Annotated in this window: 25 protein-coding genes and 1 pseudogene; 10 read left to right on the top strand and 16 right to left on the bottom strand. The window is 70.5% G+C overall.

Annotation, left to right across the window (positions count from 1 at the left end):
- Positions 1-21: 21 nt before the first annotated feature.
- From ABZ215_RS23935 to ABZ215_RS23920, 4 genes are read right to left on the bottom strand one after another with little or no spacing between them, the layout of a single operon-like run.
- Positions 22-1,950: a copper resistance protein CopC gene (locus tag ABZ215_RS23935; RefSeq protein WP_354951709.1), complete on the bottom strand. Its 1,929-nt coding sequence runs from the start codon at positions 1,948-1,950 to the stop codon at positions 22-24.
- Entirely contained in the window at positions 1,947-2,207 is a 261-nt protein-coding gene (locus ABZ215_RS23930; protein WP_354951707.1) for a glutaredoxin family protein, read from the bottom strand. Before ABZ215_RS23930 ends, ABZ215_RS23935 begins: the two co-directional genes overlap by 4 nt.
- Positions 2,204-2,875 (bottom strand): peroxiredoxin family protein, encoded by a 672-nt coding sequence (locus tag ABZ215_RS23925; protein ID WP_354951705.1) that lies wholly within the window; start codon positions 2,873-2,875, stop codon positions 2,204-2,206. Before ABZ215_RS23925 ends, ABZ215_RS23930 begins: the two co-directional genes overlap by 4 nt.
- Positions 2,856-3,776 carry a cytochrome c biogenesis CcdA family protein gene (locus ABZ215_RS23920; protein WP_354951703.1) on the bottom strand — a complete coding sequence of 307 codons (921 nt, stop codon included), beginning with the start codon at positions 3,774-3,776 and terminating at the stop codon, positions 2,856-2,858. The genes ABZ215_RS23925 and ABZ215_RS23920 overlap by 20 nt, the downstream gene beginning before the upstream one ends.
- A 96-nt stretch (positions 3,777-3,872) precedes the next feature.
- Here ABZ215_RS23920 and ABZ215_RS23915 point away from each other — a divergent pair, with 96 nt between their 5' ends.
- The 3 genes from ABZ215_RS23915 to ABZ215_RS23905 all read left to right on the top strand — a co-directional run bounded on the left by ABZ215_RS23915 (position 3,873) and on the right by ABZ215_RS23905 (position 6,555).
- The gene (locus ABZ215_RS23915; RefSeq protein WP_354951701.1) at positions 3,873-4,244 is read left to right on the top strand and encodes a BlaI/MecI/CopY family transcriptional regulator; all 372 of its coding nucleotides are present in this window, start codon (positions 3,873-3,875) and stop codon (positions 4,242-4,244) included.
- Entirely contained in the window at positions 4,241-5,200 is a 960-nt protein-coding gene (locus ABZ215_RS23910) for a M56 family metallopeptidase (RefSeq protein WP_354951699.1), read from the top strand. The genes ABZ215_RS23915 and ABZ215_RS23910 overlap by 4 nt, the downstream gene beginning before the upstream one ends.
- A gap of 308 nt (positions 5,201-5,508) precedes the next feature.
- Positions 5,509-6,555 (top strand): prolipoprotein diacylglyceryl transferase family protein, encoded by a 1,047-nt coding sequence (locus tag ABZ215_RS23905; protein WP_354951697.1) that lies wholly within the window; start codon positions 5,509-5,511, stop codon positions 6,553-6,555.
- Positions 6,556-6,567: 12 nt separating this feature from the next.
- Here the strand turns inward: ABZ215_RS23905 and ABZ215_RS23900 are convergent, their stop codons facing one another.
- Complete coding sequence (locus ABZ215_RS23900; protein WP_354951695.1) at positions 6,568-7,614, bottom strand: M56 family metallopeptidase; 1,047 nt, start codon at positions 7,612-7,614, stop codon at positions 6,568-6,570.
- 104 nt (positions 7,615-7,718) lie between these two features.
- On the opposite strand from ABZ215_RS23900, the gene ABZ215_RS23895 reads away from it, so the two are divergent.
- Both ABZ215_RS23895 and ABZ215_RS23890 read left to right on the top strand, forming a co-directional pair.
- A complete protein-coding gene (locus ABZ215_RS23895) occupies positions 7,719-9,062 on the top strand; it encodes an NlpC/P60 family protein (protein ID WP_354951693.1) in 1,344 nt (447 codons plus the stop codon).
- 33 nt (positions 9,063-9,095) lie between these two features.
- Entirely contained in the window at positions 9,096-9,551 is a 456-nt protein-coding gene (locus ABZ215_RS23890; protein ID WP_354951691.1) for a DUF2231 domain-containing protein, read from the top strand.
- Between the two features lie 9 nt (positions 9,552-9,560).
- Here the strand turns inward: ABZ215_RS23890 and ABZ215_RS23885 are convergent, their stop codons facing one another.
- The gene (locus ABZ215_RS23885; RefSeq protein WP_354951689.1) at positions 9,561-11,345 is read right to left on the bottom strand and encodes a VanW family protein; all 1,785 of its coding nucleotides are present in this window, start codon (positions 11,343-11,345) and stop codon (positions 9,561-9,563) included.
- A gap of 240 nt (positions 11,346-11,585) precedes the next feature.
- On the opposite strand from ABZ215_RS23885, the gene ABZ215_RS23880 reads away from it, so the two are divergent.
- Positions 11,586-12,092 (top strand): SDR family NAD(P)-dependent oxidoreductase, encoded by a 507-nt coding sequence (locus tag ABZ215_RS23880; protein WP_354951687.1) that lies wholly within the window; start codon positions 11,586-11,588, stop codon positions 12,090-12,092.
- A 14-nt stretch (positions 12,093-12,106) separates the two neighbouring features.
- On the opposite strand, the gene ABZ215_RS23875 is transcribed toward ABZ215_RS23880, so the two are convergent.
- Complete coding sequence (locus ABZ215_RS23875) at positions 12,107-12,949, bottom strand: class I SAM-dependent methyltransferase (RefSeq protein WP_354951685.1); 843 nt, start codon at positions 12,947-12,949, stop codon at positions 12,107-12,109.
- A gap of 230 nt (positions 12,950-13,179) precedes the next feature.
- Between ABZ215_RS23875 and ABZ215_RS23870 the strand changes: the two genes are divergently transcribed.
- The 3 genes and pseudogenes from ABZ215_RS23870 to ABZ215_RS23860 form a co-directional block, all read left to right on the top strand.
- Entirely contained in the window at positions 13,180-13,587 is a 408-nt protein-coding gene (locus ABZ215_RS23870) for a four-helix bundle copper-binding protein (RefSeq protein ID WP_354951683.1), read from the top strand.
- Between the two features lie 26 nt (positions 13,588-13,613).
- On the top strand, positions 13,614-13,820 hold the full coding sequence (locus ABZ215_RS23865) for a hypothetical protein (protein ID WP_354951681.1): 207 nt from the start codon (positions 13,614-13,616) through the stop codon (positions 13,818-13,820).
- 12 nt (positions 13,821-13,832) lie between these two features.
- Positions 13,833-14,180: pseudogene (locus ABZ215_RS23860) on the top strand (DUF305 domain-containing protein); the annotation flags it as partial.
- Positions 14,181-14,255: 75 nt separating this feature from the next.
- Here the strand turns inward: ABZ215_RS23860 and ABZ215_RS23855 are convergent.
- Positions 14,256-15,662 (bottom strand): MFS transporter, encoded by a 1,407-nt coding sequence (locus ABZ215_RS23855; RefSeq protein WP_354951679.1) that lies wholly within the window; start codon positions 15,660-15,662, stop codon positions 14,256-14,258.
- 120 nt (positions 15,663-15,782) lie between these two features.
- On the opposite strand from ABZ215_RS23855, the gene ABZ215_RS23850 reads away from it, so the two are divergent.
- Positions 15,783-16,541, top strand: a complete 759-nt coding sequence (locus ABZ215_RS23850; protein WP_354951677.1) for a helix-turn-helix transcriptional regulator — start codon at positions 15,783-15,785, stop codon at positions 16,539-16,541.
- Between the two features lie 2 nt (positions 16,542-16,543).
- Here the strand turns inward: ABZ215_RS23850 and ABZ215_RS23845 are convergent, their stop codons facing one another.
- Genes ABZ215_RS23845 through ABZ215_RS23810 form a run of 8 tightly spaced genes read right to left on the bottom strand, consistent with a single transcriptional unit; the run spans position 16,544 to position 24,898 of the window.
- Positions 16,544-17,956, bottom strand: a complete 1,413-nt coding sequence (locus ABZ215_RS23845) for an NADH-quinone oxidoreductase subunit N (protein ID WP_354951675.1) — start codon at positions 17,954-17,956, stop codon at positions 16,544-16,546.
- Between the two features lie 13 nt (positions 17,957-17,969).
- Positions 17,970-19,454: an NADH-quinone oxidoreductase subunit M gene (locus ABZ215_RS23840; protein WP_354951735.1), complete on the bottom strand. Its 1,485-nt coding sequence runs from the start codon at positions 19,452-19,454 to the stop codon at positions 17,970-17,972.
- Between the two features lie 16 nt (positions 19,455-19,470).
- Positions 19,471-21,294: a proton-conducting transporter membrane subunit gene (locus ABZ215_RS23835; protein WP_354951673.1), complete on the bottom strand. Its 1,824-nt coding sequence runs from the start codon at positions 21,292-21,294 to the stop codon at positions 19,471-19,473.
- A 4-nt stretch (positions 21,295-21,298) separates the two neighbouring features.
- Complete coding sequence (gene nuoK / locus ABZ215_RS23830) at positions 21,299-21,604, bottom strand: NADH-quinone oxidoreductase subunit NuoK (protein ID WP_306996831.1); 306 nt, start codon at positions 21,602-21,604, stop codon at positions 21,299-21,301.
- Complete coding sequence (locus ABZ215_RS23825; RefSeq protein ID WP_354951671.1) at positions 21,601-22,164, bottom strand: NADH-quinone oxidoreductase subunit J; 564 nt, start codon at positions 22,162-22,164, stop codon at positions 21,601-21,603. Before ABZ215_RS23825 ends, nuoK begins: the two co-directional genes overlap by 4 nt.
- Before the next feature lie 16 nt (positions 22,165-22,180).
- Entirely contained in the window at positions 22,181-23,104 is a 924-nt protein-coding gene (locus ABZ215_RS23820) for an NADH-quinone oxidoreductase subunit H (protein ID WP_354951669.1), read from the bottom strand.
- A complete protein-coding gene (locus tag ABZ215_RS23815) occupies positions 23,097-24,608 on the bottom strand; it encodes a hypothetical protein (RefSeq protein WP_354951667.1) in 1,512 nt (503 codons plus the stop codon). Before ABZ215_RS23815 ends, ABZ215_RS23820 begins: the two co-directional genes overlap by 8 nt.
- Positions 24,599-24,898 carry an NADH-quinone oxidoreductase subunit A gene (locus tag ABZ215_RS23810; RefSeq protein WP_354951733.1) on the bottom strand — a complete coding sequence of 100 codons (300 nt, stop codon included), beginning with the start codon at positions 24,896-24,898 and terminating at the stop codon, positions 24,599-24,601. Before ABZ215_RS23810 ends, ABZ215_RS23815 begins: the two co-directional genes overlap by 10 nt.
- Between the last annotated feature and the right edge of the window lie 91 nt (positions 24,899-24,989).

Genomic DNA, 24,989 nt, shown 5'->3' with positions numbered 1-24,989 from the left:
TCAGTTCCCGCTCGCTCGGCGTCAACCGGTGTAAACGAAGCGACGACGGATGAGGTGGGTGTCGTCGGTGAGGGTCTCCTCGCTGATGCGGCCCTCCTCGTCGAGGGTGAGCACGGCCGTGGTCATCTCGGCCGGGAAGCTGATCGCCAGGCGCACTGGTCGACCTTCTGCCGAGGTCCGGGTGGCGATCGGAGCGACGCCGGAGGCGTAGGGCTCCTGCGCCACGAACCACGCTCCGGCGAGGTCGAGGCGCTGGGGTTCGGGCGTGGTGGTTGTCGTGTCGCTCGTGACGGTTTCGTAGATGGTGACCCGGTCGACCGTGCGCATCTTCTCGACTGCCCGGGCGAGGTCCGCGGCGCCCGGTTGCGGCGGCCAGGGGACGAGCAGGCTCACCGTGCCGCCCTGCCATTCGTCCGCGCCCGCCCGCAAGGTCAGCACGTTCGTACCGTCGTGCCACTGCACGGGGGAGACGAAGCACCCTTCCCCGCACCCGCGGAAATCGATGGGACCGGCGCCGCCTGCCGCAGCCACCTCCCCGGAGAGGCTGTAGTCCTGCGGCGGCTTCGCTTCGTAGTAGTCGCCCCGCAGGGGCGTCGACAGCCGCACCACGAGCTGGCCCGCGCTCGCCGAGGCGCTGACACCGATCTGACCGGCCAGGGCACTGACCGGAACGACGAGGCCACGGGCCGGAGGCGGCGTCGGCTGCTGTGACCCGGCGGGCGGGGTGGACACCAGCACCGCACTCACCGCCAGAACCACGATGAGCGCCGAGGCCTCGACCCGGACGAGAACGCGCACGCCGTCGGTCCGCTCCGCCCGGCGCACGGCCAGGCGTGCGGCGATGGCCAGTCCCGTCACCACGGTGACCAGGGCTAGCTTGACCAGGAGGACCCGGCCGTATGTGCTGGTCAGCAGCGTTGGAACGGGCACGAGGACGACAGCGCTGAGGAACCCGCTGGCGACCACGATGCCGAAGACCCAGACGGCGAGCCGGAGGTAACCGGTGAGGACCCAGCGCACCGCCGGGCGACGATGACGCCAGGAGACCGCGACCCGGGCCACCTGGACCAGCGCCCCGGCCCACACCGTCACGGCAAGCAGGTGCACGGCGGTCAGCAGCGCACCCCACCCGGGTGCAGCGACGTTGGCGTGCGAGCGCAGCCCCTCGGCCACGGTCACGACGACGAGCGGGACCATGGCCCACCTGCGCAGGCGGGTCCGTGTCAGTCCGGCTGCGAGTGCCAGACCGGCCGCTTCGACCAGGAGGAGCTGACCGACCCGCCCCTGCCACAATGCGGTCGCTGTTCCTGCGGACAGTGCGAACAGTCCGCCCAGGCCCACGACCCCGGTCAGGCCGGCGAGCGCGCCGAAACCCACCCACGACCGCACCGGTGGCAGCGCGGGATTCTCGGCGCGCGCGGAACCGGTCAGCCGGTCGCCCACCGCGCCTCCGAGTGCCACCGCGAGCCCCGCGAAAAGCAGCCACCGCAACGCCGCGTCCGTCCAGGAAATCGTGGCGGAACCGCTGCTGACCGCGGCGCCCGAAATAGCCGCGCCGACGGCGAACCGGAATTCGCCCTCCACCGGATCGCCGTCCGAGCCGGTGACCTGCCAGCGCACGAGGTAGGTACCCGCATTCAAGGGCTGGCCGACTCGCGCCGCGAGAATCCGTCCACCCTGATCAGCGACCGGGGCACCAACAGTGACCGAACCGCCGTCGTCCCTGGACAGGCTCACCGCATGGTCGCCTGCGGTGACCGCTTCGTTGAACACCAATGTGATGGTCGGCGGCGCGTCGGCAACCGCGGTGTCGGGGGAGGGGTCCGTGAACAGCAGGGTCGGATGCGCGCTCGCCGTCGTCGCGCCTGCGACGAGCGCCGCCACAGCGACGAACAGCATTACAGCGGCGCGGGCGAGCCGGCGAGGCGCGCTCGTGGCGGTCGTCGTCATCCTCGGTGTGCCAGGGTTTTGCGGAGCTTTCGTTCGGACAACCGTCCATACGAAAAGGGCTTGCCGTCGATCAGCACTCCGGGAGCGAACACGACCTTGGCCGCCGTAGCGAGCCGTTGCCCTTCGTCGCTGGCCAGGTCCACCTCGCTGACCCGTACCGGGTAGTCCTCGGCGACCCGGTCGAGTACCTGTTTGGCGTGTTCGCACATGCCGCAGGCGTGCTGCGTGAGCAGGGTGATCTCGATCGGTTCGGTCACGGCTGCCGTTCCGTGGCGAGGTCGGCGAGCATCTTCTGGGTGGGCAGGTACATCGAGTAATCCGGTGCGCCGCCGTAGTCGGCTCGCCACCGGATCACACCGTCCGCGCCCACCAGGATGAAGCTGTGCCCGTCGCGCATGTCGCCCATCATCCCGTATTGGTTCGCGGTGTAGGCCTGTGACACCCGCATGTCAGGGTCGGAAAGCACCGGTGTGGACAACTTCTCATCGGCGATCTTCTGTCCGATCAGGCCGGCGGGATCGGTGGTGATCGAGACGACGGCGTCCACACCCGCGCTCGTCACAGCGGCCTGGTTCTGCTCCAGGTCTTTGATCTGGTCCCAGCACGGCTGGCAGGTGAGGCCCTCCTGGAAGTAGAGCAGCACGGTCCTGCCGCGGAAATCGGCTAGGCTGATTCGCTGCCCGGTGCCGGACATCAGGGTGAAACCGGGGGCGGTGGCGCCGGCTCCGGGTTCACCTGCCACGTGCCGGTAGCCGCTGCCGCCGGCGGTGGCGTTCTGCTGGTCCTGGGAATTCTGGTAGATCAGGTACAGCACCACCAGAATGACCGCGATGGCCGCACACGCGATCCACCAGCGACGCGTGCCCGTGCTCCGGGGCAGTGCGGTGCGCGGTCGCGCGGCGGACTTAAACCTGGTCTTGGCCACGTCGTGACTCCTCGACGGTCGCGGGAACGGGATGGTTCGGTCGGGAATCGGTCCGCCTGGCCCGGATGGCGCGCCGCAACAGCCAGGCGAACCCGGCGATCAGGACGGCGCCGATGACCCAGCCCGGAACCCAGGACAAAGCGGTCACGGCGACGCTGCTCACGTGCTGCAACCAGGCGGACAGCTCGGTCTGCCACCCACCGCTGGGCATGCCCGGCCCGGTGAACGCCAGGACGAGGGCGAGCACACCCATGCCCATCATCAGGAGGCCGCTGACCGCGCTGCCCAGTGCGAGCCGCCGTTGCCAGGGACCGAGGCGCAGCCGCACCGTGCGCTCGCTGAGCAGCCTTGTGGCGCGGTCGCGACGCCGATCCCAGATCAGCGCCGTCAATGCCAGCGGCGCGACCATCCCGGCAACATAGGCGACACCGATGGCCGTCGCCGCGGGGAAGGACGCGGTCGCGCCGGAAAGGATCGCGACACCGGCCAGGACGGGTGCACAGCAGGCGCTCGCCGCGCCCGAGAACGCGCCAAGCACGTAGGCCGACCCGAAACTGCCCTCCTTGGCCGCCCGCGCGCCGGGCATCGGCAGGTTGGGTTTCCAGCCGGCGAGCACCGCCAGCCCACCGGCGACCATGAGCACGCCGCCGATGGAGAAGATCCACACATGCTGGCCGACCAGCAGGCTGCTCAACGCCGTGGCACCCAGCCCGATTGGCAGGATCACGGTGGTCACCCCGGCGCCGAACACGAGCGTCGCGGGCACGACGCCACCGCGGTGGCGGAACCCGGTGGCCAGGTAGGCGGGCAGCATCACCGATACGCAGCAGGGCGCGAGCAGGGCCACGACGCCGCCCAGAAACGAGGCCAGCAGGGTCGTCCCGAACAGCACGTCACCCACGGCTCCTCCGATCTACGATCTCCGTACGTAGATAGTAGTAGAAGGTTCGGGTGTCCCGTAGGCTGGTCCTCGGCCGAGGGCAGATCAGGAGGACGGGTGCGCGGTTTCGGTGAGCTCGAAGCGGTCGTCATGGACCGCATGTGGGGCCGCAACGGCGAGGCCACTGTGCGTGCGGTGTACGAGGACCTGCGTCGGGAGCGGGAGATCGCGTACACCACAGTCATGTCCACCATGGACAACCTGCATCGGAAGGGATGGCTGGAGCGGGAGCGTCAGGGCAAGGCTTTCCGGTACTGGCCCAGGTTGTCCCGTGAGGAGTACAGCGCGCAGTTGATGCGAGATGCTCTGGCCAGCGGCGGCCGGCCCGACCTGGTCATGAGCCGGTTCCTGGAGCAGATGAGCGATGAGGAGTCGGCCCGGCTGCGAGACGTGGTGCTGAGGTGGGCCTCGGGGGAGGAGGCCGGATGAACGTCGCGGCGTGCCTGCTGTTGTACAGCTTCGCGGTGGCGGTGCTGGCGCCACGTCTGCTCGTCCGGCTGACTCGGGCAGGCATTGCCCCGCGGCTCGGCGTCGCGGCGTGGCTCATCGCGATCGGAAGTGTGGTGCTGTCGTGGATCGTCGCGGTGGCCTTCGTGCTGGGTGAGCTGGCCCTGGCGTGGGATCGTCCCGGCGCCGTCCTGAGTTCCTGCTTCGCCACTCTGCGGTCGGTCGCCACTGGTGCGCACGGCGTGGCTGTCCAGTCGGGGGTCCTGACGCTCGCGGGGCTCGCCGCCGCGGCTCTCGGCGTACTGGGATGGCGGCTCGCCCGGTCGTTGCTCCGCTCGCGCGTGGGGACCCATGCGCACGCCGATCTGGCCCGCGCGGTCGGGCACCCGCTGCCGGGGTCGGACGCGGTCGTGCTCCCCGCGGCCGAACGTCTGGCATATTGCGTGGCCGGGCGTCCCAGCGCCATCGTGGTCACCACTGCGGCACTCGACGCGCTGGACAAGCGGCACCTCGATGCCGTCTTGGCCCATGAGCGCGCGCACTTGACCGGGCGACATCACCTGGCCCTGGCGTTCTCCCGCGGGTTGGCGACCATCCTGCCTCGTGTCGAACTGTTCACCACCGGCTCTGTCGAGGTGGCACGGTTGCTGGAAATGTGCGCCGACGATGCCGCGGTACGCGAGCATGGGCGCCGGACCGTCCTCGGTGCCATGCTCGCTCTCTCCGCGAGCGCTCCGGTCCCGGCCGACGCGCTCGGTGCCACCGGCGGCAGTGTGATCGCCCGGGCCGAACGCCTCACTGCCCCGCCCGCGCGGGCGAGGCAGTGGCGAACGAGCCTCTGCCTCGTCGCCGCTGCGGTGGTTCTCACCGCGGGGCCGGCGACCGTGGCTGTCTTCGCCGCTACCGGGTTGACGCTGTGCAACCCACCCACCGGCTAGTGGCGCGTCACCGCCCGCGCATCCGCCGGGAACCGCTCTGGCCCGTTCATCCAGTTCGCTACTAAGACGGATAGTATTATGGGAGGTGCTGGCACCGTCGTGAAGGAGTTGCGGCTCTGGGAAAGAAGGCGCGAAAGCGGGCTGAAAAGACCCATACGGCACCGGTGAGGCGAGTGCCGACTGGGCTGCCGCCCGCTCTCGCCCGGCAGCAGAGCCCGCGCCCCGCGGCGACGATGGCACGGCCATCCCCAGCGCGGGACACGGCGGCAGAGCACGAGACCGCCGACCGGGCCAGGTTGACGGGGTGTGTGGAGCGTGCGACTGCCGATGCCGATCCCCGGGGCCTTGCCGTCACGTACTGGTTCGACGCAGGGGCATCGGAAGTGCCCTGCTCGCTGGATGTCCGGTTCACCGGAACGCGGACCGGGATCTCCGGCAAGCCGGAGCAGCGGGACCGGTTCGAAGTGGTCGAACACGTCGAGGCGATTCCACCGGGCAGTGGCCGCGTCGCGCTGACGTCGCGGGTCCTGGGTGTCAACCCGGGAACCTGGCGGGTCACAGCCGCCCCGGTCAAGCGAAGTGCCGACGGAGCCAACGGGGCGATCAGTACGCGTCTGCCTCGCAAGGTCTTCACGGCCACCACCGGCTACGGCCCGCTCGTTCATGGCCCCGGGGTGCGCCTCGTTTCGTGGCCGTTACTGGTCGGCCTGGGTGCGGTCGTCGCGATCCTGTTGCAGGTCGTGCTGGCCGCGCGGGCGGGCATCAGCGTCGTAGCCGTGCTCGCGCTCTCGGCTGTCGGGTGCGCACTCGGGTTCGTGGGCGCCAAAACCTGGTACCTGGCCCTGCATCGCAAGCCGCTGCGCTCATTTCTCACCGGCGGTGCGTGCATCCAAGGCTTTTTGCTGGTGGCGCTCGGCGTCCTCGTGATCGGCTCGGCCGTACTGGGGCTCCCGGTCGGGTCCCTGCTGGATGCGACCACTCCAGGGATCTTCCTGGGAATGGCGGTAGGGCGGCCGGGATGCTTCCTGACCGGGTGCTGCGCGGGGCGGCCCACCGGCTCCCGGTGGGGTCTGTGGTCATCCGACCGCCGGCTCGCCCTCCGCCGATTCCCGGTCCAGCTCGTCGAGGCCGCCGTCGCGCTGCTGATCGGAGTGGGCACGCTGGCCCTCGTGCTGGCTGTCGAGTCGCCGGCGCCGGGTGCGATCTGGGCCGGAGCGCTCGCGGCGTACACGTTCGTGCGCCAGCTTCTGTTCCCGCTACGCACGCAATCGCGGACTCGCCGGGGACGTGTGCTGACCATGGTCATCTGCGGGCTGGTGCTCGCGGGTGCGATAGCGGTGTCAGTGGCCGGTTAGCGGCGTTCGCTGTCAAGCGATCGCGAACTGGCACGTCGTGACTGCCACCGCGAGTATGCCCGCGCCGGCCACGACCGGCAGGATCACTGCTGTCAGGGCGGCGAGGCCGGATGAGAGTGCGCGGATGGGCGGCCGGACCCGCGGGCGCGTGTTCTCCAAACGGGCCAACCGGAGGCCGACCGAATCATCGGCCAGCGTCAGGGCGCCGTAGGGCAGGTCGTGCCGGGCCAACGCGGCGATCGCCGACCGGATCGCTTCCTCACCATGGGCCCGGGCTGCCGCGTCGTCGGCGGCGAGTTCCACGAGTTCGCGGGCGGCCACGTGAGCATGCCGGAACAACGGGACCGGTAGCGCCCTTGCCAGGGAATCAAGGATCAGGACCAGCAGGTGGTGTCTGCCGCGCAGGTGGGCGTACTCGTGTTCGAGCGCGGCGGCCGCTTGCCGTGCGGACAGGGTCCGGGCGAGTCCGGTGGTGGCCACGACGATGCCCGTGGGGCGCCGGGCGAGACTGAACGCCATCGGCTCGTCGTCGTCGACCCAGAACGTCATCGGGGAGCCGCCGTCACATTGGGCGGTGTCCCGAAGTGCGGACAGGCACTGCTCGCTCGTGTCGGTCCGGTCGCGCAGGTCGCGGAGGACGATCAGGCCGAATCGGATGGCCGCCACGACGGCAAGTGCGGCGCCGGCGAGCCCGGTGAGCTGCCCGGCCGAGGGGAGGCGGCCGCGGGACAGTGCGCTCCAGCACTCCTCCGCGGTTGCGATCAGGAACATGCCGTGACCGCGTGTGAGCAGCAGGACCACGCCCAGCGTCGCCGTGAGGACGACACCGAGTACCGCCAGGAGCCAGGCCGCCAGAACCGCCCGCGGATCCCTGTAGGCCGGATTCAGCCGGCGCAGCAGCGGGGGCGCGCACCAGCCCGTCAGGACCGCCCCGGCGAGCAGTGCGAAGGCCAGGAACATGTCCGCACCGGCTTTCTCGTCGACAGTCGAAACGACAGCGTAACTACTACGGGTGATAGTACCCCGCGATTCGACCGGAATGTCCCCCGGATGGGTCAAGTGTGTCGATTCGCGTCGTCCTCGACATCTACTAGCGTTTTTAGTAGATCATCGAGGGTCTCGGGTAACGACGCACGCTCAAGTGCGGTGGGAAGGGTGCGGCGATGGCAAGCTGGAAAGGCCGGTGGCGTCGGCGTACGGTCGTGTCGGTCGCGCTGGCCGCGGTGCTGGGCATCACCGGCACCGGCCGAGCCGTCCCCCCGCCGCCGCCCAACCCGAGCGATTCCGAGATCGACTCCAGCCGGCAGGCGGCCGAATCGGGGGCGGCCCAGGCCGGCGTGCTCGCCAACCAGCTCGCCGAAGCGGAAGCGCGGCTCACGGCGCTCCAGGACGATGTCGAGGTGAAGCTGGAGGACGCCAACAAGGCACTGGTCGATCTCCAGGCCGCGCAGGATGCGGTGAGTGAGGCCGAACGCGACGCGCAGACGGCCGCTCGGGTGGCAGACTCGGCAGGCGCCGCGGTCGAGGCCGCACGGCAGAACCTCGACCGGTTCGTCGCGGCCAGTTTCCAACAGGGCAGCACGCTCGGCTCGATCTCCGCCTATGTCGGTGCGGACAGCCCCCGTGATCTGCTGGCGCGTGCTCAGCTCCTGACCGCGGTCAGCCAAAGCCAGTTCAACGTTCTCCAAGACCTCCAGCGCGCGCAGACGGACAAGGGCAATGCCGATGCCGCGGCGCGCGCGGCGCTGCAGGCGGTCCAGCAGAGGCAGGCGGATGTCACGCAGGCGAAGGCCGGGGCGGATGCCGCGTTGGCCGCCGCGGTGCAGGCGCAGCAGAGCCAGGCGACACGGGCCGGCCAGCTCGAAGCGGACAAAGCCGCGGCCGAGCAGCGGCTCTACGACGCCCAGAGCCGGCTCAGCGGGCTGCAGGGCCAGCGGCAGCGCTACCGGGACTGGCTGGCGCAGAAGCAACGCGACGATGACGAGCGCGCACGGCAGGCGGCGCTGGCGGCTCCCAGTGCCAGTGGCAATGGCCCGTCCGTGAGGAAACCCCCGCCACGGGAGCAGCGCCCGTCCGCGCCCGCCGGCGCCACCGTGGGCACGGTGATCGCGCGAGCCCTCTCCCAGGTCGGTGTGCCCTACGCATGGGGTGGTGGCAACGCCTACGGCCCGACGCTGGGTATCCGCGATGGCGGGGTGGCCGACTCCTTCGGGGACTACCGCAAAATCGGCTTCGACTGCTCAGGGCTCCTGATCTACGCCTTCGCCGGGGTCCGACCGTTGCCGCACTACAGCGGGTACCAGTACGCCCTCGGCCGGAAGGTGCCGCTGTCCCAGATGCGCCCAGGTGACCTGCTCGCGTGGAGCACGGCCGGCCGGATCCACCACATCGCCCTCTACATCGGCAACGGCCAGATGGTCGAAGCCCAGCAGTCGGGCACACTCGTGAAGGTCTCGTCGGTGCGCTATGGCGGCATCCTGCCCTTCGCCAGCCGTCTCATCGGGTGAACCGAAGAGACGAACACGGACTTGGGAGAACGAGTGGAGCAGCCGTCTGAGTCGGAACGCGGTCAGGGCCCGGCCGCGGGCCGCAAGGTCCTGCTGCATCCGTTGCTGGTGACGGTGCCGGTCGGGTGCTGGATCGCCGGCGCGGTCTTCGACGTCGTCTCCCGGGCCGCGACCCGGCCGGGAGAGTTCACGACCGCCTCGACCTGGCTGGTCGCCCTCGGCCTGATCGGAGCGGTTGTCGCCGGACTGGCCGGGTTCGTGGAGTCGCTCCCGATCCCGGTGGGCAGTGTGGCCCACCGGCGGTTCGTCGTTCACCTGATGCTCGCCGGCATGGTGATCGTGCTGTACATGGTGGACTACCTGATGCGACTGGGAGCGCCGCCCGACCGTCCGGTGCCAACCGGTCTTCTGGTGTTCTCCCTGGCGAACACCGTGGTACTGGTCGTCACGATGGGCACGGGCGCGGCCATCCGGGCGACGTCGCGCTGACCGGTGCGCTCAGCCGCTCGAGCACACGACGTTGGGTTCGGCGTTGTATCGGACTGTGCGGGTGCTGCGGCTGATCTCCTTGCCGGTGAGGTCGCGGATGATCCTCGTGTCCGAGGCCGTGAAACCCTGCTGCCCCTGCACCGGCTTGCAGAGCGCGCCGGCCGGCTTCGTGATCGTCGTGGGGTTGACGTAGTCGCGTCGCGGCCCCGGTACGGATTCGACGGTCACGTGCTTGGTGCCCCAAAGCCGCACAGTGATCGACTTCGGTGTCCAGATGGTCTGGATCGCCACCCCGGTCGGGTACTCGTTGGTGAACTTCAGGTCGATGACGCTGCTGCCGTCCGGGTTCTGGAACACCGTCGCCTCTCTCGCCGCGGGGTAGCGGCTGATGTAAAAGCTGTGCTCCTTGTGGCCGGCGTCCTTCATCCCGGCGAAGTAGGACGCGTTGTACAGCGTGGTGGCGAACTGCGAGATCCCGCCACCCACCTCGCGAGCCGGGACGCCGTCCTCGATCACGCCCGCTTCCACATACCCCTGCGCGGCACCTCGGGGGCCAGTGAACCCGTTGAGGCTGAAGGTGCTTCCGGGCAGGACGACCGCGCCGTTGACCTTCTCGGCGACCACCCGGATGTTGACGCCGGAGTCCTGGGCGAACCCGCCCGTCGTGAACTCGCCGATCACCTCCTTGATCCCGGCCTGCTGCACCTGCTCGGTGGTGACCTTGGTGGGCGTGGTGACGTAGCGGGCGTCGGTCGTCCGGTTGCCGCCGCGGCCGATCGCCTGGAGAAGCCCGGCCAAGGTCTGGTCCCAGTCGATGGCCCTGCCGTCGCTGGAGGGCACCACGGTCGGCTGACCGGTGTCGAAGCCGATCCGGGCGTCCTGGCCCCGCTTCTCGGTGGGAGCGAGCTGATCGACGAGGGTGTCGAGCTTCGCCTTGTCCAGCCCTGGCACGAGAGCGCCGTCATCACCGGGCCGGAAGGACAACGCGGCCGCGATGCGCCGTCGCTCCACGGTGGCCGTGCGGCCGTCGCCCCGGACGGTCGCCGGACCGGAGACGGCGGGCTCAGCGACCTGGGCCAGGGTGGCCCGGACTCCCTCGCGAGTCGCCTTCGGTCGCAGCTCCTCGACGGCCAGTTCTACGCGCGACGAGCGGGCCCACCCAGTGAGCAATGCCTTCTCCGCGGCGTCGACGTCAAGCGCCTGTCCGGGCCGGGGGTCCACAGGGACCGGAGTGGTTCCGTCGAAATGAATGTCGCCCTCCACGGCGGGCTGGTCGACGCGGCTTTTCAGCTTGTCGAGGGTCGCGGTCAGCCCGGCCGGGCCCTCGGTGGGCACGATATCGAAGTCCCGGTCGCTGAACAGCGAGGTCAGGCGGGTCCACGGGTTGGCAGGCTGGGATCCGGCCTGAGCGACCGAGGCGGCGAAGTCGGCGCCGATCCCCGCGTCCGCGGGAACGAACTGTGTCTCAGCGTTCCCGGCCACGACCTGGACGGGCTGGGTGAGCCGCGGCGTCAGCTCGCCGCGCAGCTTCTCCTCCGCCGCGTCCGGGGTCATGCCGCCGACCGGGATTCCCGCCACCAGCGTCCCGCGCGGGACTTCGCCGCCGGTGAGGGCGAGGTCGAGCAGATACAGCACGCCGAGCGCCACCACGACCGCCGCGACCACGACCGGGGCGGGCCTGCGCCACCAAGGCCGCTGCTTCGGCGGTGTGTTGTTCACGCTACCCGTGAGCGGCAGGTAGGCGGTCTGGCCGCCTTGATCCTTGTTGTCGGCCGTCCTGTCCGCGTCGTCCATTGAAGGATCCACTGTCTCCCCTGATCCACACCCTCGGCCACGTTATCGCGCCCCAGCCTGCAACTACTATCACAGGTAGTTGCATGGTCTGCACGCAAGGTACTGAGAGGTGCGACGCGCTCTCCTCGGTGCTAGTTTCGGCTTTTCCGGGCGCCATGGAGGCGACAGCGATGGAATCCGGGCCGAGCCGCCGTCGTCGTGGGCGACACTCCGGTGCTGGTCGGGCCGATCGTCCGATCCTTGGCCGACACCCACGACGTCTGGGTGGTCGGTGCCGGCGTCATGACATCCGAACGTCTGGCGGCGGCCTGCCCGCCCGGCCGCTCGTGGCCGGATCGTGGCCCAGTACCGGCCCGCGTCGAAGTCTTGCTGCATTGTGCCGACACATACGTCGAGGGGCCGCTGCAGGACACCGCCGTTGACACCTGGCGGGACCTTTTCCAGGCCAACCTGTTCGATTTCGCCGAGTTGACGAGCATCCTGTTGCCTGCGCTGCGCGCGACGCGCGGACATGTCATCGTGATCAATTCGTCCGGCATTGCCGACCGCCCCGAGGGACGAGCGGCCTATGCAGGGAGCAAGGCCGCTCTCGCAGCGCTGACCGAGGTCTTGCGCACCGAGGAAGAACAGCACGGGGTTCGGGTGACCGTCATCGACCCGGGCCAGGACGCCACCGTCGGTGTCCTGGCGGCCGACCTGGCCGAGGCAATCGCCGGGGCAGTGCGCTCGCTGGCGCTGCCCCGATAGCCGCTGCCGGCCCTTCAGCGGGTTCGACGGGCGGTGATCAGGTAACCGGTACCCAGCCATCGCTGCGCGCCGCGGCTGACCGTCCTCTCGGGACGGTCGCGCCATCCCTGACGCCAGCGGCGGATGATCTTGTCGAGGGGTGGCAGGAACGGTGTCACGTCGTAGTAGACGAGGTCCGCTGGTTCGAACCCTGCCTCGCGCATCATCCGGCGGAGCCGCGGCGCGGAGACCGCGCGGATTCCTGATCGCGGCACCCCGTGTCGCTTCTCCGGCTTGACACCGATCAGACGTTCGATCCGTCCGAGTAGACGCAACGCGGGCCAGTAAACGCCCCATTCGAACGCCCGGTAGGGGCTCAACGGGTTGAGCATGGTCACGACGGCGAGCCCGCTCGGCCGGGAGACGCGCGCCAGCTCTCGCAGCGCCTGGCCGACATCGGCATATTCGAGCACCCCCATGGCCACGACGACATCGAAACTGTCGTCCGGGAACGGCATGTCCTCGATTCGCCCGACCGAAAGGCGGACGCCGGCGTGCCCGGCGCGCTGCGCGACAGCGTCGATCATCGCGGGAGACCGGTCGCACGCGGTGATCCGGAAGTCTCCGGGACGGCGGTCGAGGAGATGCCCGATCAAGATGCCCGGACCGCAGCCGATGTCCAGAAGATCGCCGGACGTCGGAGCCAGGGCTTGGTCGACGGCGTGGAGGCGCGAGAAGAAGTACCTCGTCGAGGGTCCCGAGTCGTGGGCCGCGACATAACCACTGGCGGCGGAGGCGTCGGCGTACTGGGCGCGTACGGCGTCGTCGCGCCTGTCCGTGGCTTGCTTGGCCGCTCGCCGCCGGTTGGGGAGTGTCATCGGTCCTCCATCGTCCGCAGAGTGAGCCGCCGCTCCTATCCTGCTTAAGACTATCGAGCATAGTAGTTTGTTACACCTTTGATCCTCGGCGTCGAAAGATCGTTCTGCCACAGGGAATCTTGTCCACCAAACCGGACATCCGAACTTCTTTCGTCTCGCGTGTGTTGGCTGTGTCCGAGGGGGTACCCCGGCGACCGGCCCAACGACTACGACCGCGGATAGGAGATCTGATGACCAGGAGTGCCGAGATGCTCGACACCTATCCGGCCGGCCTCGGCGGCGTGGACCGGGAGGCGCTGGCCCGCTGTATCGACGCGTGCTTCAGCTGCGCACAGGCGTGCAGCGCGTGCGCGGATGCCTGTCTCAGCGAGGAGACCGTCAGCGAGCTCACCAAGTGCGTTCGCAGCAACCTCGACTGCGCTGACATCTGCGGCGCCACCGGCCAGACCCTCTCCCGGCACACCGGCTACGACGCCAACCTCACCCGCTCGATCCTCGAAGCCTGCGCGGCCGCCTGCAAGGCGTGCGGTGACGAGTGTGCCCGGCACGCCGGGCACCACGACCACTGCCGCGTCTGCGCGGATGAATGCCGCCGCTGCGAACAGGCGTGCCGCGACCTGATCGGCTCGCTGGGCTGAAGACATCCACTCGAAAGGAAGATCGCATGCGTTTCCGCGTTCCCGCACGTCAGTTACGTGTCGTCGCTGCAGTGCTGGCCGCGACCGCACTGGTGATCGCGCCCACGGCGAGCGCCACGACATCGAGCAACACCAAGGGCAGCGACCGGACGGCGAGCCACGACATCACCTTCATCGCGATGCTCGTGCCACACCACCAGACGGCGGTCGAGATGGCCTCGGTCGCCAAGTAGAAGGCCACCAACGCCCAGGTGCGGCAGCTCGCGGCACACATCGTCGACGAGCAGAGCCGGCAGATCCACCAGATGCAGGCCTGGCTGAGCCGCAACGGCGCGAAGCCCGAGCGACCCCCGGCGCCGGTGCAGGAGATGGAGCAGCAGGATCTGCAGATGCTTGGGAGCGCCGAGGGGGCCATGGTCGACCGCATGTTCCTGATGATGATGCGCCCCCACCACGCCCAGGCGGTCGCCGAGGCGACCGATGAGCTCGAACACGGCCGCGACGGGTTCGCGTTGAGCATCGCGCGAACCACCAAGACCGACCAGGCGCGGGAGATCGCGCAGATGAACGACCTGCTCGCGGCGCTCGGATAGATGGACGCCCGGTCTGCCGGAAGCTGCGAGAAGGAGGGGCCCGGCCACAGGACAGGCAGGGCCCCGCTCACATCGTCATCCGTGGTGCTCCTTCCAGGACGCGGTACCGGAACCTGAAGCGTTGCCGCGGGTCTGCAGCAGAGCGGCTGTGCCCAGGGCGCCGAGGACGAGCAGTCCGGCCGCGATGACGAGCGCGAACGAGAAGCCCTCCGCTGGAGGGCCGTGGTGTCGTTCAGCCGCCGTGACCAGTACCGCCACCCCGACGGCGCCGCCGATTTGCTGCACCGCGCTGAAGAGGGCGGAGCCGACGCCGGCGTTCTCCCCGGTGGTGCCCGCGACCGCGGCGACGGTCAAGATCGGCAGGCTCAGCCCGCATCCCAGGCTCGTCACGAGCATCCCGGGCAGGACGCCCGTGACGTACGGGTCGCCCGCCCCCACACCGGAGAGGAGCAGCAGCCCGGCTGCACTGAGCAGGAACGAGCAGACCAGGGCCCACCGCAGTCCCATCTTCGTCATCACCCGGGTGGACACCCGCATGCCGGCGAGGATGCCCGCGCCGTAGGGCAGGTACGCCAGTCCCGCCTGGAGCGGGCCGTATCCGAGCACGGCCTGCAGATGGATCATGAGCAGGAAGGCCATCGCGTAGTAGGCGGCGGAGAACAGCAGCGTCGCGCCGTTGGCAACGGCACGTGTCCGGTCGTTCAGGAATGACAATGGGACCAGCGGTTGCGCCATCCGTGCCTCGGTCAGCACGAACGCGGCGGCGAGGACGGCGGCCAACAGAAGGGGAGTGATGACCGCTCGGCCGGCCCAGCCCGACTCTCCCGCCTGGAGGAGGCCGTAGACCAGGGACACGACGGCGGCGGTGCCCAGGAAGGTGCCGGGGACGTCCAGTCGGGACCGGCGGCCGGCGCGGCTTTCGGGGGTCAGCCGCGGCAGCAGGAGGATGGCGGTCGCGGCCACGGGCAGGTTGATCAGGAAGATCCACCGCCACGACGTGAGGCCGGTCAGCACGCCGGAGACCACCAGGCCCGCCGTGCCACCCAACGCCGCGACGGCTCCCCAGATGGTCAAGGCCCTGGCGCGTTCCGCGGTGCCGGGGAACGACAGGGTGATCAGGGACAGGGCTGCGCGACCGGCCACAGCCGCGCCCGCGCCCTGGACGAAGCGCCCGGTCACGAGCTGCCAGGGTTGCCGCGCCAGCCCGCAGGCGAGGCTCGCCAGGCCGAACAGCGCCACCCCGATGAGGAACACGCGGCGCCGTCCGAAGAGGTCGGCGACGCGGCCGGCCAGCAACAGCAGCCCGCCGAAGGCCAGGAAGTACGCGTTGACGACCCAGGCCAGCCCCGGTCCGCTGAAGCCCAGGTCGTGGCGGATGCTGGGCAGGGCAACACTCACCACGTTGTCGTCCAGCACCAGCATGAACTGCACGAGGCACAGCACGACCAGCGCGGCGCGGCGGCGGGCAGGGACGGCCGTCATTCGCGGTGTCCCCTCGGGACGGGAAGGATCAGCACCCGGACGACGCTATGAGCGGACACCTCTGGCCACAATCCGCGAGAAGGCGAGACCGTGTCGCATCGAGGACATACGCTGAACGGCATGAGCGAGGCTGTCGACTCCACCGTCCCACCCGGGGTGGGCGTGATCGTGGTCGGGCATTTCCCACTGACTTCAGGGGAGTGGATTCCCGCGCACAGCCACACGCACCACCAGCTGGCGTGGACGCGGAGCGGCGTGCTCAGTGTCGCCGTGGACGACTCGTACTGGGTCCTGCCGCCCACTCGAGCCCTGTGGTTGCCGGCGGCAGTCGAGCACCGGACGGGCGCGACCCGCGATGCGCTGCTGTGCGGCCTCTACTTCGACCCGGAGCGGTGCGCGCTGGACTGGACGGAGCCGACGGCGGTCGGCGTCGACGGCTTGCTGGCCCACTTGATCGGCTACCTCGGCCGCGACGATCTCCCCGACGACGCGCGGTTGCGAGGCGAGGCGGTGGTGATGGACCTGTTGCACCCGTTGCCATCCCTGCCGATAGACGTTCCGCCTGCGGTGGACGAACGCGTCCGTGCCGTAACCGATGCCCTGCTGGCCGATCCCGGTGATTCGCGGAGCCTGGATGCTCACGCGCGCGCGATCGGCGTGAGCCGCCGCACCCTGACCCGGCTGTTCGTCCAGGACACGGGGATGAGCTTCGACCGCTGGCGCACCCACATGCGGCTCCGGGCCGCGCTGCCGCTGCTGGCCGAGGGCCGGCCGGTGTCCTCCGTCGCGCGGGCTGTGGGGTATTCGACCCCGAGCGCGTTCCTCGCGGCGTTCCGCCGCACGGTCGGCACCTCACCCGGGCGCTACCTGGACGGCTGATCTCACATCAGGATGAGGCTCCCGCCGAAGGCGGCCAGCAGTGGTCCGGCGAGCGGGCCCAGCACGACCGAGGCCGCGGTGGCGGTGTAGGCAGTGCCCGCGGACCAGCGCTCGACGTCCGGGACACCGGGTGAGTCCGCGGAGCGCACAGCGGGCGCGATCCACCGCAGGTAGTAGAACAGGCTGGCCACCGTGTTGATCGCCGCGACCACGACGAGCCAGGCGAAGCCGCCGTCGTAGGCCGCGGTGAACACGGTGAGCTTGCCCGCGAACACCCCGGTCGGCGGGGTGCCGACGAGTCCGAGCAGGCACACCACCAGGCTGGCGGCGAGCCAGGGCCGAGACCGGATCAGGCCCCGGTAGTCCTCGATCACCGCGGTCTTGGGCAGGGCGCAGACCACGGCGAACGCCCCGAGGTTGGTGACGGCGTAGGCCGCGACGTAGAGCAGCAGGCTGGGCAGCGCGAGGTCGCTGCGAAGCGCGGCGGTGACGGCCATGAGCAGGTAGCCGACCTGGCTGATGGTCGAGTAGGCGAGCAGCCGGCGCACGTTCTGCTGGAAGAAGGCGGCGAGGTTGCCCAGCGTCATGGTGACCGCGGCGACGATCGCCAGCAGCAGGGCCCAGTCGACGGGTGAGGCCGGCAGGGCGGAGGACACCAGCCGGTAGGCGGCGATGACGGCACCGATCTTGGGCACGGTGGTCAGGAAGGCCGCGACCGGGGGTTTGGTGCCCTCGGTGACGTCGGGGACCCAGAAGTGCGCGGGCACCGCGCCGACCTTGAACAGCAGGCCGGCGAGCACGCCGATGAACCCGGCGGCGACCGCGGCGGCCGGTGCGGCGCCGAGCGATTCGCCGAGGCCCGCGTAGCCACTGGTTCCGCCGACGCCGAACAGGACGGTGGCGCCGGCCAGCATGACGATGCCGAGCAGGGCTCCCAGCAGGTAGAACTTCAGTGACGCTTCGGTGCCGGTGTCGTCCTTGGCGAATCCGGCGAGCGCGTAGAGCGGGATGCTGGCGAGCAGGAATGCGGCGACCAGCAGCATCAGGTCGTTCGCCCCGGTGAGCAGCACCGTGCCCAGCGCCGCGAGCAGCATCAGGACGTACAGTTCGCTCTCCCGCGGCGCGGCCCGGAACTCCCCGGTGCTGATCCCGACCGCGATGAGCACGGCGACCAGGACGATGACCCGGCCGGCGTTGGTCGCGACGTCGATGGCGTAGCTGCCGCCGAACACCGTCTCCTCGTGCCCCCAGGCGACCACGGTCGCGACCAGGCCGGCGAGGCAGGCGAGGGCCGTGATCAGCCGGACGGGCCCTTGCCGGTGGCGGGGGAGGTAGGACCCGAGCAGCAGGGCGACCACCGCCGCCACGGCGAGGAAGATCTCGGGCAGCAGCGCGGTGGGGTCCTCGTTCATCATCTCCACGGCGTGATCACCGGGCCATGAGGTCGAGGACCGCGCGCGAGGCCGGCTCGATCAGGTCGAGCAGGAAGCGCGGGAACAGGCCGATGACCACGGCGAGCACCAGCAGCGGCGCGATCGAGACGCCCTCGGTGACGGTCAGGTCGGCCGCGGGCCCGGCCGAGCGGGCGGGACCGAGGAAGATCCGCTGGAAGGCGCGCAGGAACAGCGCCGCCGTCACGAGGATGCCGAGGAACGCCAGGATCGTGGCCACCGGAGTCGCGCCGAGCGAGCCGGTGAAGATCTGGAACTCGGCGATGAACCCGGAGAACCCGGGCAGCCCGAGTGAGGCGAACGCCGCGACCGCGGTGAGCCCGGCGAACCGGGGCGCGGTGGCGGCCATGCCGCCGTAGCGGGACATGTCGTAGGTTCCACCGCGGTCGTAGAGCACCCCGGCGAGCAGGAACAGTGCGGCGGTGATCAAACCGTGGCTGACCATCTGGGTGACCGCGCCGGTCACCGCGAGCCGGCGCGCCTCGGCGGCGGAGTCGGCGACCAGCCCGGCGGCGCCGACCGCGAGGACGATGTAGCCCATGTGGTTGACCGAGGTGTAGGCGATCATCCGCTTGAAGTCACGTTGCGCCAGCGCCACGAACGCTCCATAAAGGACGCTGACCACGCCGATCACGACGACGACCACCGCGTAGCGGCGCCAAGCGTCGGGCAGGATCGGCATCATGATGCGCACGAACCCGTACGTGCCCATCTTCAGCAGCACGCCCGCCAGGATCGCCGACCCCGCCGCGGGGGCTTCGGTGTGCGCGGGCGGCAGCCAGGTGTGGAACGGCACGGTCGGGGTCTTGATCGCGAAACCCAGACCCAGGGCGAGCAACACCAGTCCGGCGGCCCAGCCGCCACCGGCCAGCGGCATCTGCCGGGTCAGCTCGACGATGTCGAAGGTGTGCGGGGACGCGGCGAGGTAGAGGGCGATGAACCCGACCAGCAGCGCGAGGGAGCCGACGAAGGTGTACAGGAAGAACTTCACCGCCGCCCGCGCGGCGTCGCGGTGGCCCCAGCCCGCGATCACGAAGTACATGCCCACGATGGACAGGTCGAAGAAGACGAAGAACAGGATCAGGTCCAGGGCGACGAACAGCCCCAGGCTCACCGTCTCCAGGAACAGGAACAGCGCGGCGAAAGACCGCACGCGCTTGTCCTGGCGCAGCGAATAGACCGCGCACGCGAGGAACAGGCCCGCGGTGAGCGCCACCAGCGGCAGGCTCAGACCGTCGACACCGAGGTGGTAGCCGGAGCTCACACTCGGGATCCACCGCAGGTTGACCTCATAGGCGTAGCCGTCGCCGCCCGGGTAGCCGGCCCACAGCGCGATGACCAACGCGAAATCAGCGGCCGCCACCGCGACCCACCACCACCGGACGAACCGGTCGGACACGCGCGGCACCGCGAACAGCACCACCGCCGCCACCAGCGGCAGGAACACCACGACGCTGAGCACGTTCACCTCACGTTCGTCACAGCACGATCAACAACAGGACAAGGACGCCCAGCCCGACCGCGGCCTGGGCGTAGTAGTGGTGCAGCTGGCCGGTCTGCGGCCGCCGCGCCTGCCGCCCCAGCGACCGCGCCGCCCCGGCAAGACCGCGCACCGCGCCCTCGATCGACCACTCGACGCGCAGGTCGACCAGACGGCCGAGGGCACCCGTGGTCGCCGCGGCCACGCGAACGCCGCCGTCCACCACCCGGTCGTCGAACCGGGCCAGGCCCTCGGCCAGCCGCAGCGCCGGTGTCACGACGAGCAGCCGGGCCAGCCGCTCGAGCCCGAGCCACCCGGCCAGCGGGCGCGGCGCGACCAGCGACCTCCGCCGCGTCCACGACGCGGCGACCAGGGCACCCGCGATCGCGATCAACCCGGAGGCGACCAGCTCCAGCCACGTCGTTTCCGGAACCTTCGCCACGCCGAGGAGGGACGCGAACCAGCGAGCGGGGCCGGGCAGGCCGATCACGCCGAGCAGCGCCGCGGCCAGCGCGAGGACCGGCAACGGCCCGAGGAGCCGCGAGTTCAGCGGCCGGATCGCGCCACTCTCGGCCGGCAGCCACAGCACGGCAAGCACCCGGCCCACGTAGGCGCCGCTGAGCAGCGCGGCCGCCAGCCCGGCCACGTAGAGAGCGGGCGAGCCGGCCAGCGCGCTCGCCAGGACCGCGTCCTTGGTCACCCAGATCGACAGCGGGGGGACACCGGCCAGGCTCAGCGCGCCGATCGTGAACACCGCACCCAGGAGCGGGAAACGCCGGGCGGCACCCTTCAGCCGCGCGAGGTCCTTCGTGTCCAGCGCCACCAGCCACGCCCCGGCACCCAGGAACAGCAGGCTCTTCGTCGCCGCGTGCGCCACGAGCTGGCCCGTCCCGGCCGCCACACCGCCGGTGCCGGCGGCCAGCACCATGAACCCGATCTGGGAGCACGTCGAGGCCGCCAGCACCTGCTTGAGATCGCGTTGCGCCACCGCGACCGCCCCGAGCACCAGCGCCGTCAGGACGCCCACCCAGGCGACCGTGGCGGCCGCCCAGCCGGTCGCGGCCAGCAACGGCTCGACCCGCAGCAGCAGGTACGCGCCGGCCGCCACCATCGTCGCCGAGTGCAGCAGCGCCGAGACCGGGCTCGGGCCGTCCATCGCCCGGGACAGCCAGAAACTGAACGGCAGCTGCGCGGACTTGCCGACCGCGGCGAGCACCAGCCCGGCCGCCACCGCGTCCCGCCAGCCGCCCGTCGCATCCGCCAGCCCCGTGAGATCGAGGCCCGCCACCCCACCCGCCAGCGCGGCGCCGGCGGCCAGGTACAGCCCGAGGTCGGCGGCGCGGGTGGTCAGGAACGCGACCACACCGGAGGCGGCCCGGTGCTCGTCCCGCCACCAGAACCCGATCAACGCGTAGGAGCAGGCGCCCATGACCTCCCAGGCCATCAGCAGCGCCGTCAGGTCGCGGGCCGTGACGGTCACCAGCATCGCGCCCGCGAAGACCAGCATCAGCCCGTGGAAGCGGGCGCGGGACTCCTCGGCGCCGAACTCGCCTGCCGCGAACACGAGCACGGCGAGCAGCACGACGGCCACGGTGACGACCATGACGGCCGACAACCCGTCCACGCCGAGCCCGACACGTAAGTCCGCCAGCAACGGCAGCGACACCTGCGGCCTGCCGACCGCCGCGACAACCGCCAGGCCCGCGGTGACCGCGGCCGTGGCCGTGCCGGCCCAGGGCGCGGCCCGGTCGGCCCGATGGCCGGCCACGAGCAGGACGGCTCCGGCCAGGAAGGGGAGCGCGATGAGCAACCACAAGGTCATCGGATCAGCCCTTGAGGTCCGCGGCCGAGTCGGTCATGTCCACGTCCCGGCGCCGGAAGATCGCCGTCGTCACCGCGAACCCGATCGCCATGTCCACCGCCATCAGCACGAGCGCGACGACCACGACGACCTGGCCGTCGGGACGGCTGGGCGAGGCGAAGTACCAGTACGCCGACGCGGCCACGATGACGGCGTTGGCCATCAGCTCCAGGCCCATCATGATCATCACGATGGACTGCTGGGACAGCGCGCCGTACAGGCCGACGCTGAACAACGCCGCGGCCAGGAGCAGGAACTGTTGCAGGATCACCGGTTCAGGCCCCCTCGCACCGGGTCGTCCGGCCGCTTGGCGTCGAGCCGGTCGCCGTAGCGGTCGTACCGGCCCCGGTGGGTCGCCAGGACCACGGTGGCCACCATCGTGGCGAACAGGCACAGCCCGAGCACCATCATCACCAGCATCTTCGACCCCATCAGCGCCTCACCGAGGGCACGCGTGGGGTCCGCAGGCTGCGGCTCGTCGGAAGTCGGCCAGGGAATGAGGAAGATGCCCGCCGCCAGCGCCACGAACACCCCGCCGGCGATCGCCAGGGACCCCTTCTGGTTGTGCACCATGGTCATCGGCATCAACCCGGCGGGGTTCATCATGTACATGATCATGAAGACGGCCATGACGACCATCTCCATGATCATCATGAGGATCACGAGGACACCGAGGTAGGCCAGGTTCAGCAGCAGCACTGTCCCGGCCGCGAAGACGAACGACGCCAGCAACGCGAACGTCGCCCGCGCCATCGAGTCCACACGGAACACCGCGACTCCGGTGACGACGGAGCCGACAGCGCAGACCCAGAAGGCGATCTGTGCCCACATCAGGGGCGCTCCTTTCTCACCGGGCCAGGACCACGAGGGACACGACGAGTGCCTGCAGCAACGCCAGCGGGATCAGCACCATCCAGGCGATCTCCTCGTAGCGCTCCACGCGCACGATCGGGACGCGCCGCCGCACCCACACCAGTGCCGCCAGCACGGCCACGGTCTTGAGCAGTGACCACAGCCAGTCCGGGAGCAGCGGCCCGGCGCCGCCACCGAGGAACAGTGGCACGGCGAACGCCGCACCGGACACGAGGAGAAGCCACCGCCCCGCCGAGAACACGAGGCGGTCCACACCGGACAGCTCCGCCGACGCGCCGCCCGCCAGGTCCGCGGCCACCGGCTGGCTGAACGGACCCCAGAACGCCATTGCGAGGACCGACAGCAGGTAGACCACGAACGCGACCGGCATCCACACGACGAACCACACCGCGTCCTGCGCCGCGACCACGTCGGCGACACGGAGCGACTCCGCGCCCAGCGCCGCCGTGATCAGCGCGAACATGTGCGGCAGCTCGTAGGCGAGCCCCAGAGCGATGAACCGGTACCCGCCGATCAGCCCGTACGCCGAGTTCGCTCCCCAACCGACGAGCCACACCGCGGCCCACGCCACCACCTCCATGGCGTTGAACCACACGATCCCGATCGAGAAGTCCGCCACCACCCACCGGCCCAGCGGGGTCACCAGGGACGCCAGGAAGCCCGCGACGACGAGGGCGAGCGCACCGCCGCGCGACAGCAGGAGGTCCGCCGCGAGGGTCCGGCGCCGTTGCTGCACCAGCAGCCCGCCCACGGTGTGGAACGGCTCGATCAAGGCACTGTTCCCGTGCCCGGCGGCGCGGGCTGCGAGCACCGAGTCCCACATCGCGGCCGCGGCGACCAGCGCCACCAGGACCACGGGCAGCAACAGGCCACCCCAGAACGGAAGCTGCTCAACCATGGGTCACCCGCACACGCTCCAGGTCCGGATCCAGGCTCGCCACGATCAGCCGTGCCGTCGCGAACTCGCTCCCGGCCAGGAGGTCCGGCAAGGCATCGAGGACCCGGGACGGGTCCTCGTCGAGGGCGGTCTCGCCCGACCGCAGCTCCGCCTCGGCCTCGGTGATCCACCGGGTCAACCGGTCCATCGCGTCGCCGGCGGCGGGGGAGTCCGTCCAGCCGATCTCGCCGATGCCGGACAGCGACCACCGCAGGACCCGTGACCGGCGGACGCGGCGGGCCCAGCGGGCGAACTCGTCGTCGATCCGCCCGCCCGCGAGTGCGCTGTCCCGCAACCGGGCCGCCACGACCGCCGCGTGCTCCCAGCCCGCCACGGTCAGCAGCCGGGCAGAGCTGTCCAGGCGTCGCACCACCCCGCGAGGAATTCCCTCGTCCAGCGAAAACCAGAACGACTCGGTGTCGTGCGCGACCGGAAGCCGGTCGACGGTGGCTTCCTGGACGACGTCGCCCTGGAGGGCCGCGCGGATCACCAGTCCGTCCGGCCAGGCCGGCAGGATCGGGCCGAGTTGTACGGACACGCGGTCGAGCCGCAGACCGTCACGGTCGGGTGCCCGGTCGGCCATCGGGATCCCACCGGGCATCTCCATACCGCCCATGTCATGGCCGGCGTGCCCTCCGTGGCCGCCGTGCGCGTCGTGGCCGGCGTGTGTGTCGTGGGCGGCGTGTGTGTCGTGGCCGGCGTGCGCGTCGTGGCCCGCGTGCGCACCGTGGGCGGCGTGCCCGCCGTGCTGGTGGCCGCCGTGGTGCTCGTGGCCGTCCTGGTGCGCTTGGGCATCGTGGTGCTGCTGGTCGTGTCCGGCGTGGTGCGCGTGGCCTTCGCCGTCGTGCCCCGTGTGCGCTGGCTGCTCGCCGCCGTGGTCGTGCCCTTCGTGTCCGGCATGACCCTGCGGCGCCTGCTCGTGCGGCCCGCCGACGTGATCGTGCGAGGCTTCCGGCTCAGGGTTGTGGTGCGCTTCGTGCTGATGGCCGTTGTGGGCCCCGCCGTGTCCGTGATGGTCGGAGTGGGCGTCGGCGCCGTCGGGCTGCTTGCCGTGTTCGTGGTGCCCTTGGTGCTCGGCGGGTGGATGTGCCGGCTCACGCTGTCCGGCGTGGTCGCCGTGCGGCTGGTGTCGAGCCTCAGCTGCATCCGCCCGTTGGTGCTCCGTCGACCGCAGCCGCTCCTCGGCCTCGTTCAATGCCGGTACCACGTCGGCCGCAACCGCGAACTCCGCGCGGGCGCGAGGAAACGGCATCTGCCCCCACACGGCCTCGACCGCCACAGCCATCCGCTCATCCGGCGGCCCCGCCACGATCAGCATGTTGGCCTCGGCCGGGTTGAGCGCGGGGCGCCAGCCACGGATGCGTGCCTCACGTTCCGCCGCGATCCGCGCACCCGTGCCGCCCGGTGTCGCGGCGATCAGCGGCCGCACTGGCGTCCGGCGCAGCAGCCACGATGTCAGGTCCACCGGAACACGCCCTCCCGCCACGCGTACCAGACCCCCGCGAACAGCAGCGCGAGGAAGAGGAACATCTCGACGACTGCCGGGGTGCCGACCTCGGAGACGACCAGTGTCCACGGGTACATGAACACCATCTCCATGTCGAAGGCCAGGAAGATCATCGTGATCGTGTACCAGCGCACGTGGTACCGCGAGACGGCGTGCTCGGCGGGCGCGCCACCGGACAGGAACGGCTGTACGTCGCGGGCGGTGGGGGCGAAGCGAATCAGCAGTGATCCGCCGTAGACCGCGGCCACGAGCGCAACCACGGCGACAACGGCCGTCAGCGCACCAGGCACGGCGTCCTCCCGTGGTCGAAGTCGATCTACTAGGCAGCCTAGAGGGCTG

It is taken from the genome of Amycolatopsis sp. NPDC006131, from assembly GCF_040614175.1.
Lineage (GTDB): Bacteria > Actinomycetota > Actinomycetes > Mycobacteriales > Pseudonocardiaceae > Amycolatopsis_E > Amycolatopsis_E tucumanensis.
The sequence above is the reverse complement of the archived record's forward strand: the minus strand, read 5'-3'. Positions and strand labels throughout refer to the sequence as shown.

Bases quoted from the DNA above. Each gene is read 5' to 3' on its own strand.
- ABZ215_RS23855 (WP_354951679.1), bottom strand. From the start codon at position 15,662: ATGACGGCCGTCCCTGCCCGCCGCCGCGCCGCGCTGGTCGTGCTGTGC.
- ABZ215_RS23895 (WP_354951693.1), top strand. From the start codon at position 7,719: ATGGCAAGCTGGAAAGGCCGGTGGCGTCGGCGTACGGTCGTGTCGGTC.
- ABZ215_RS23865 (WP_354951681.1), top strand. From the start codon at position 13,614: ATGCGTTTCCGCGTTCCCGCACGTCAGTTACGTGTCGTCGCTGCAGTG.
- ABZ215_RS23825 (WP_354951671.1), bottom strand. From the start codon at position 22,164: ATGTGGGCACAGATCGCCTTCTGGGTCTGCGCTGTCGGCTCCGTCGTC.
- ABZ215_RS23885 (WP_354951689.1), bottom strand. From the start codon at position 11,345: ATGGACGACGCGGACAGGACGGCCGACAACAAGGATCAAGGCGGCCAG.
- ABZ215_RS23850 (WP_354951677.1), top strand. From the start codon at position 15,783: ATGAGCGAGGCTGTCGACTCCACCGTCCCACCCGGGGTGGGCGTGATC.
- ABZ215_RS23835 (WP_354951673.1), bottom strand. From the start codon at position 21,294: ATGACCTTGTGGTTGCTCATCGCGCTCCCCTTCCTGGCCGGAGCCGTC.
- ABZ215_RS23845 (WP_354951675.1), bottom strand. From the start codon at position 17,956: ATGATGAACGAGGACCCCACCGCGCTGCTGCCCGAGATCTTCCTCGCC.
- ABZ215_RS23820 (WP_354951669.1), bottom strand. From the start codon at position 23,104: ATGGTTGAGCAGCTTCCGTTCTGGGGTGGCCTGTTGCTGCCCGTGGTC.
- ABZ215_RS23935 (WP_354951709.1), bottom strand. From the start codon at position 1,950: ATGACGACGACCGCCACGAGCGCGCCTCGCCGGCTCGCCCGCGCCGCT.
- ABZ215_RS23875 (WP_354951685.1), bottom strand. From the start codon at position 12,949: ATGACACTCCCCAACCGGCGGCGAGCGGCCAAGCAAGCCACGGACAGG.
- ABZ215_RS23910 (WP_354951699.1), top strand. From the start codon at position 4,241: ATGAACGTCGCGGCGTGCCTGCTGTTGTACAGCTTCGCGGTGGCGGTG.
- ABZ215_RS23870 (WP_354951683.1), top strand. From the start codon at position 13,180: ATGACCAGGAGTGCCGAGATGCTCGACACCTATCCGGCCGGCCTCGGC.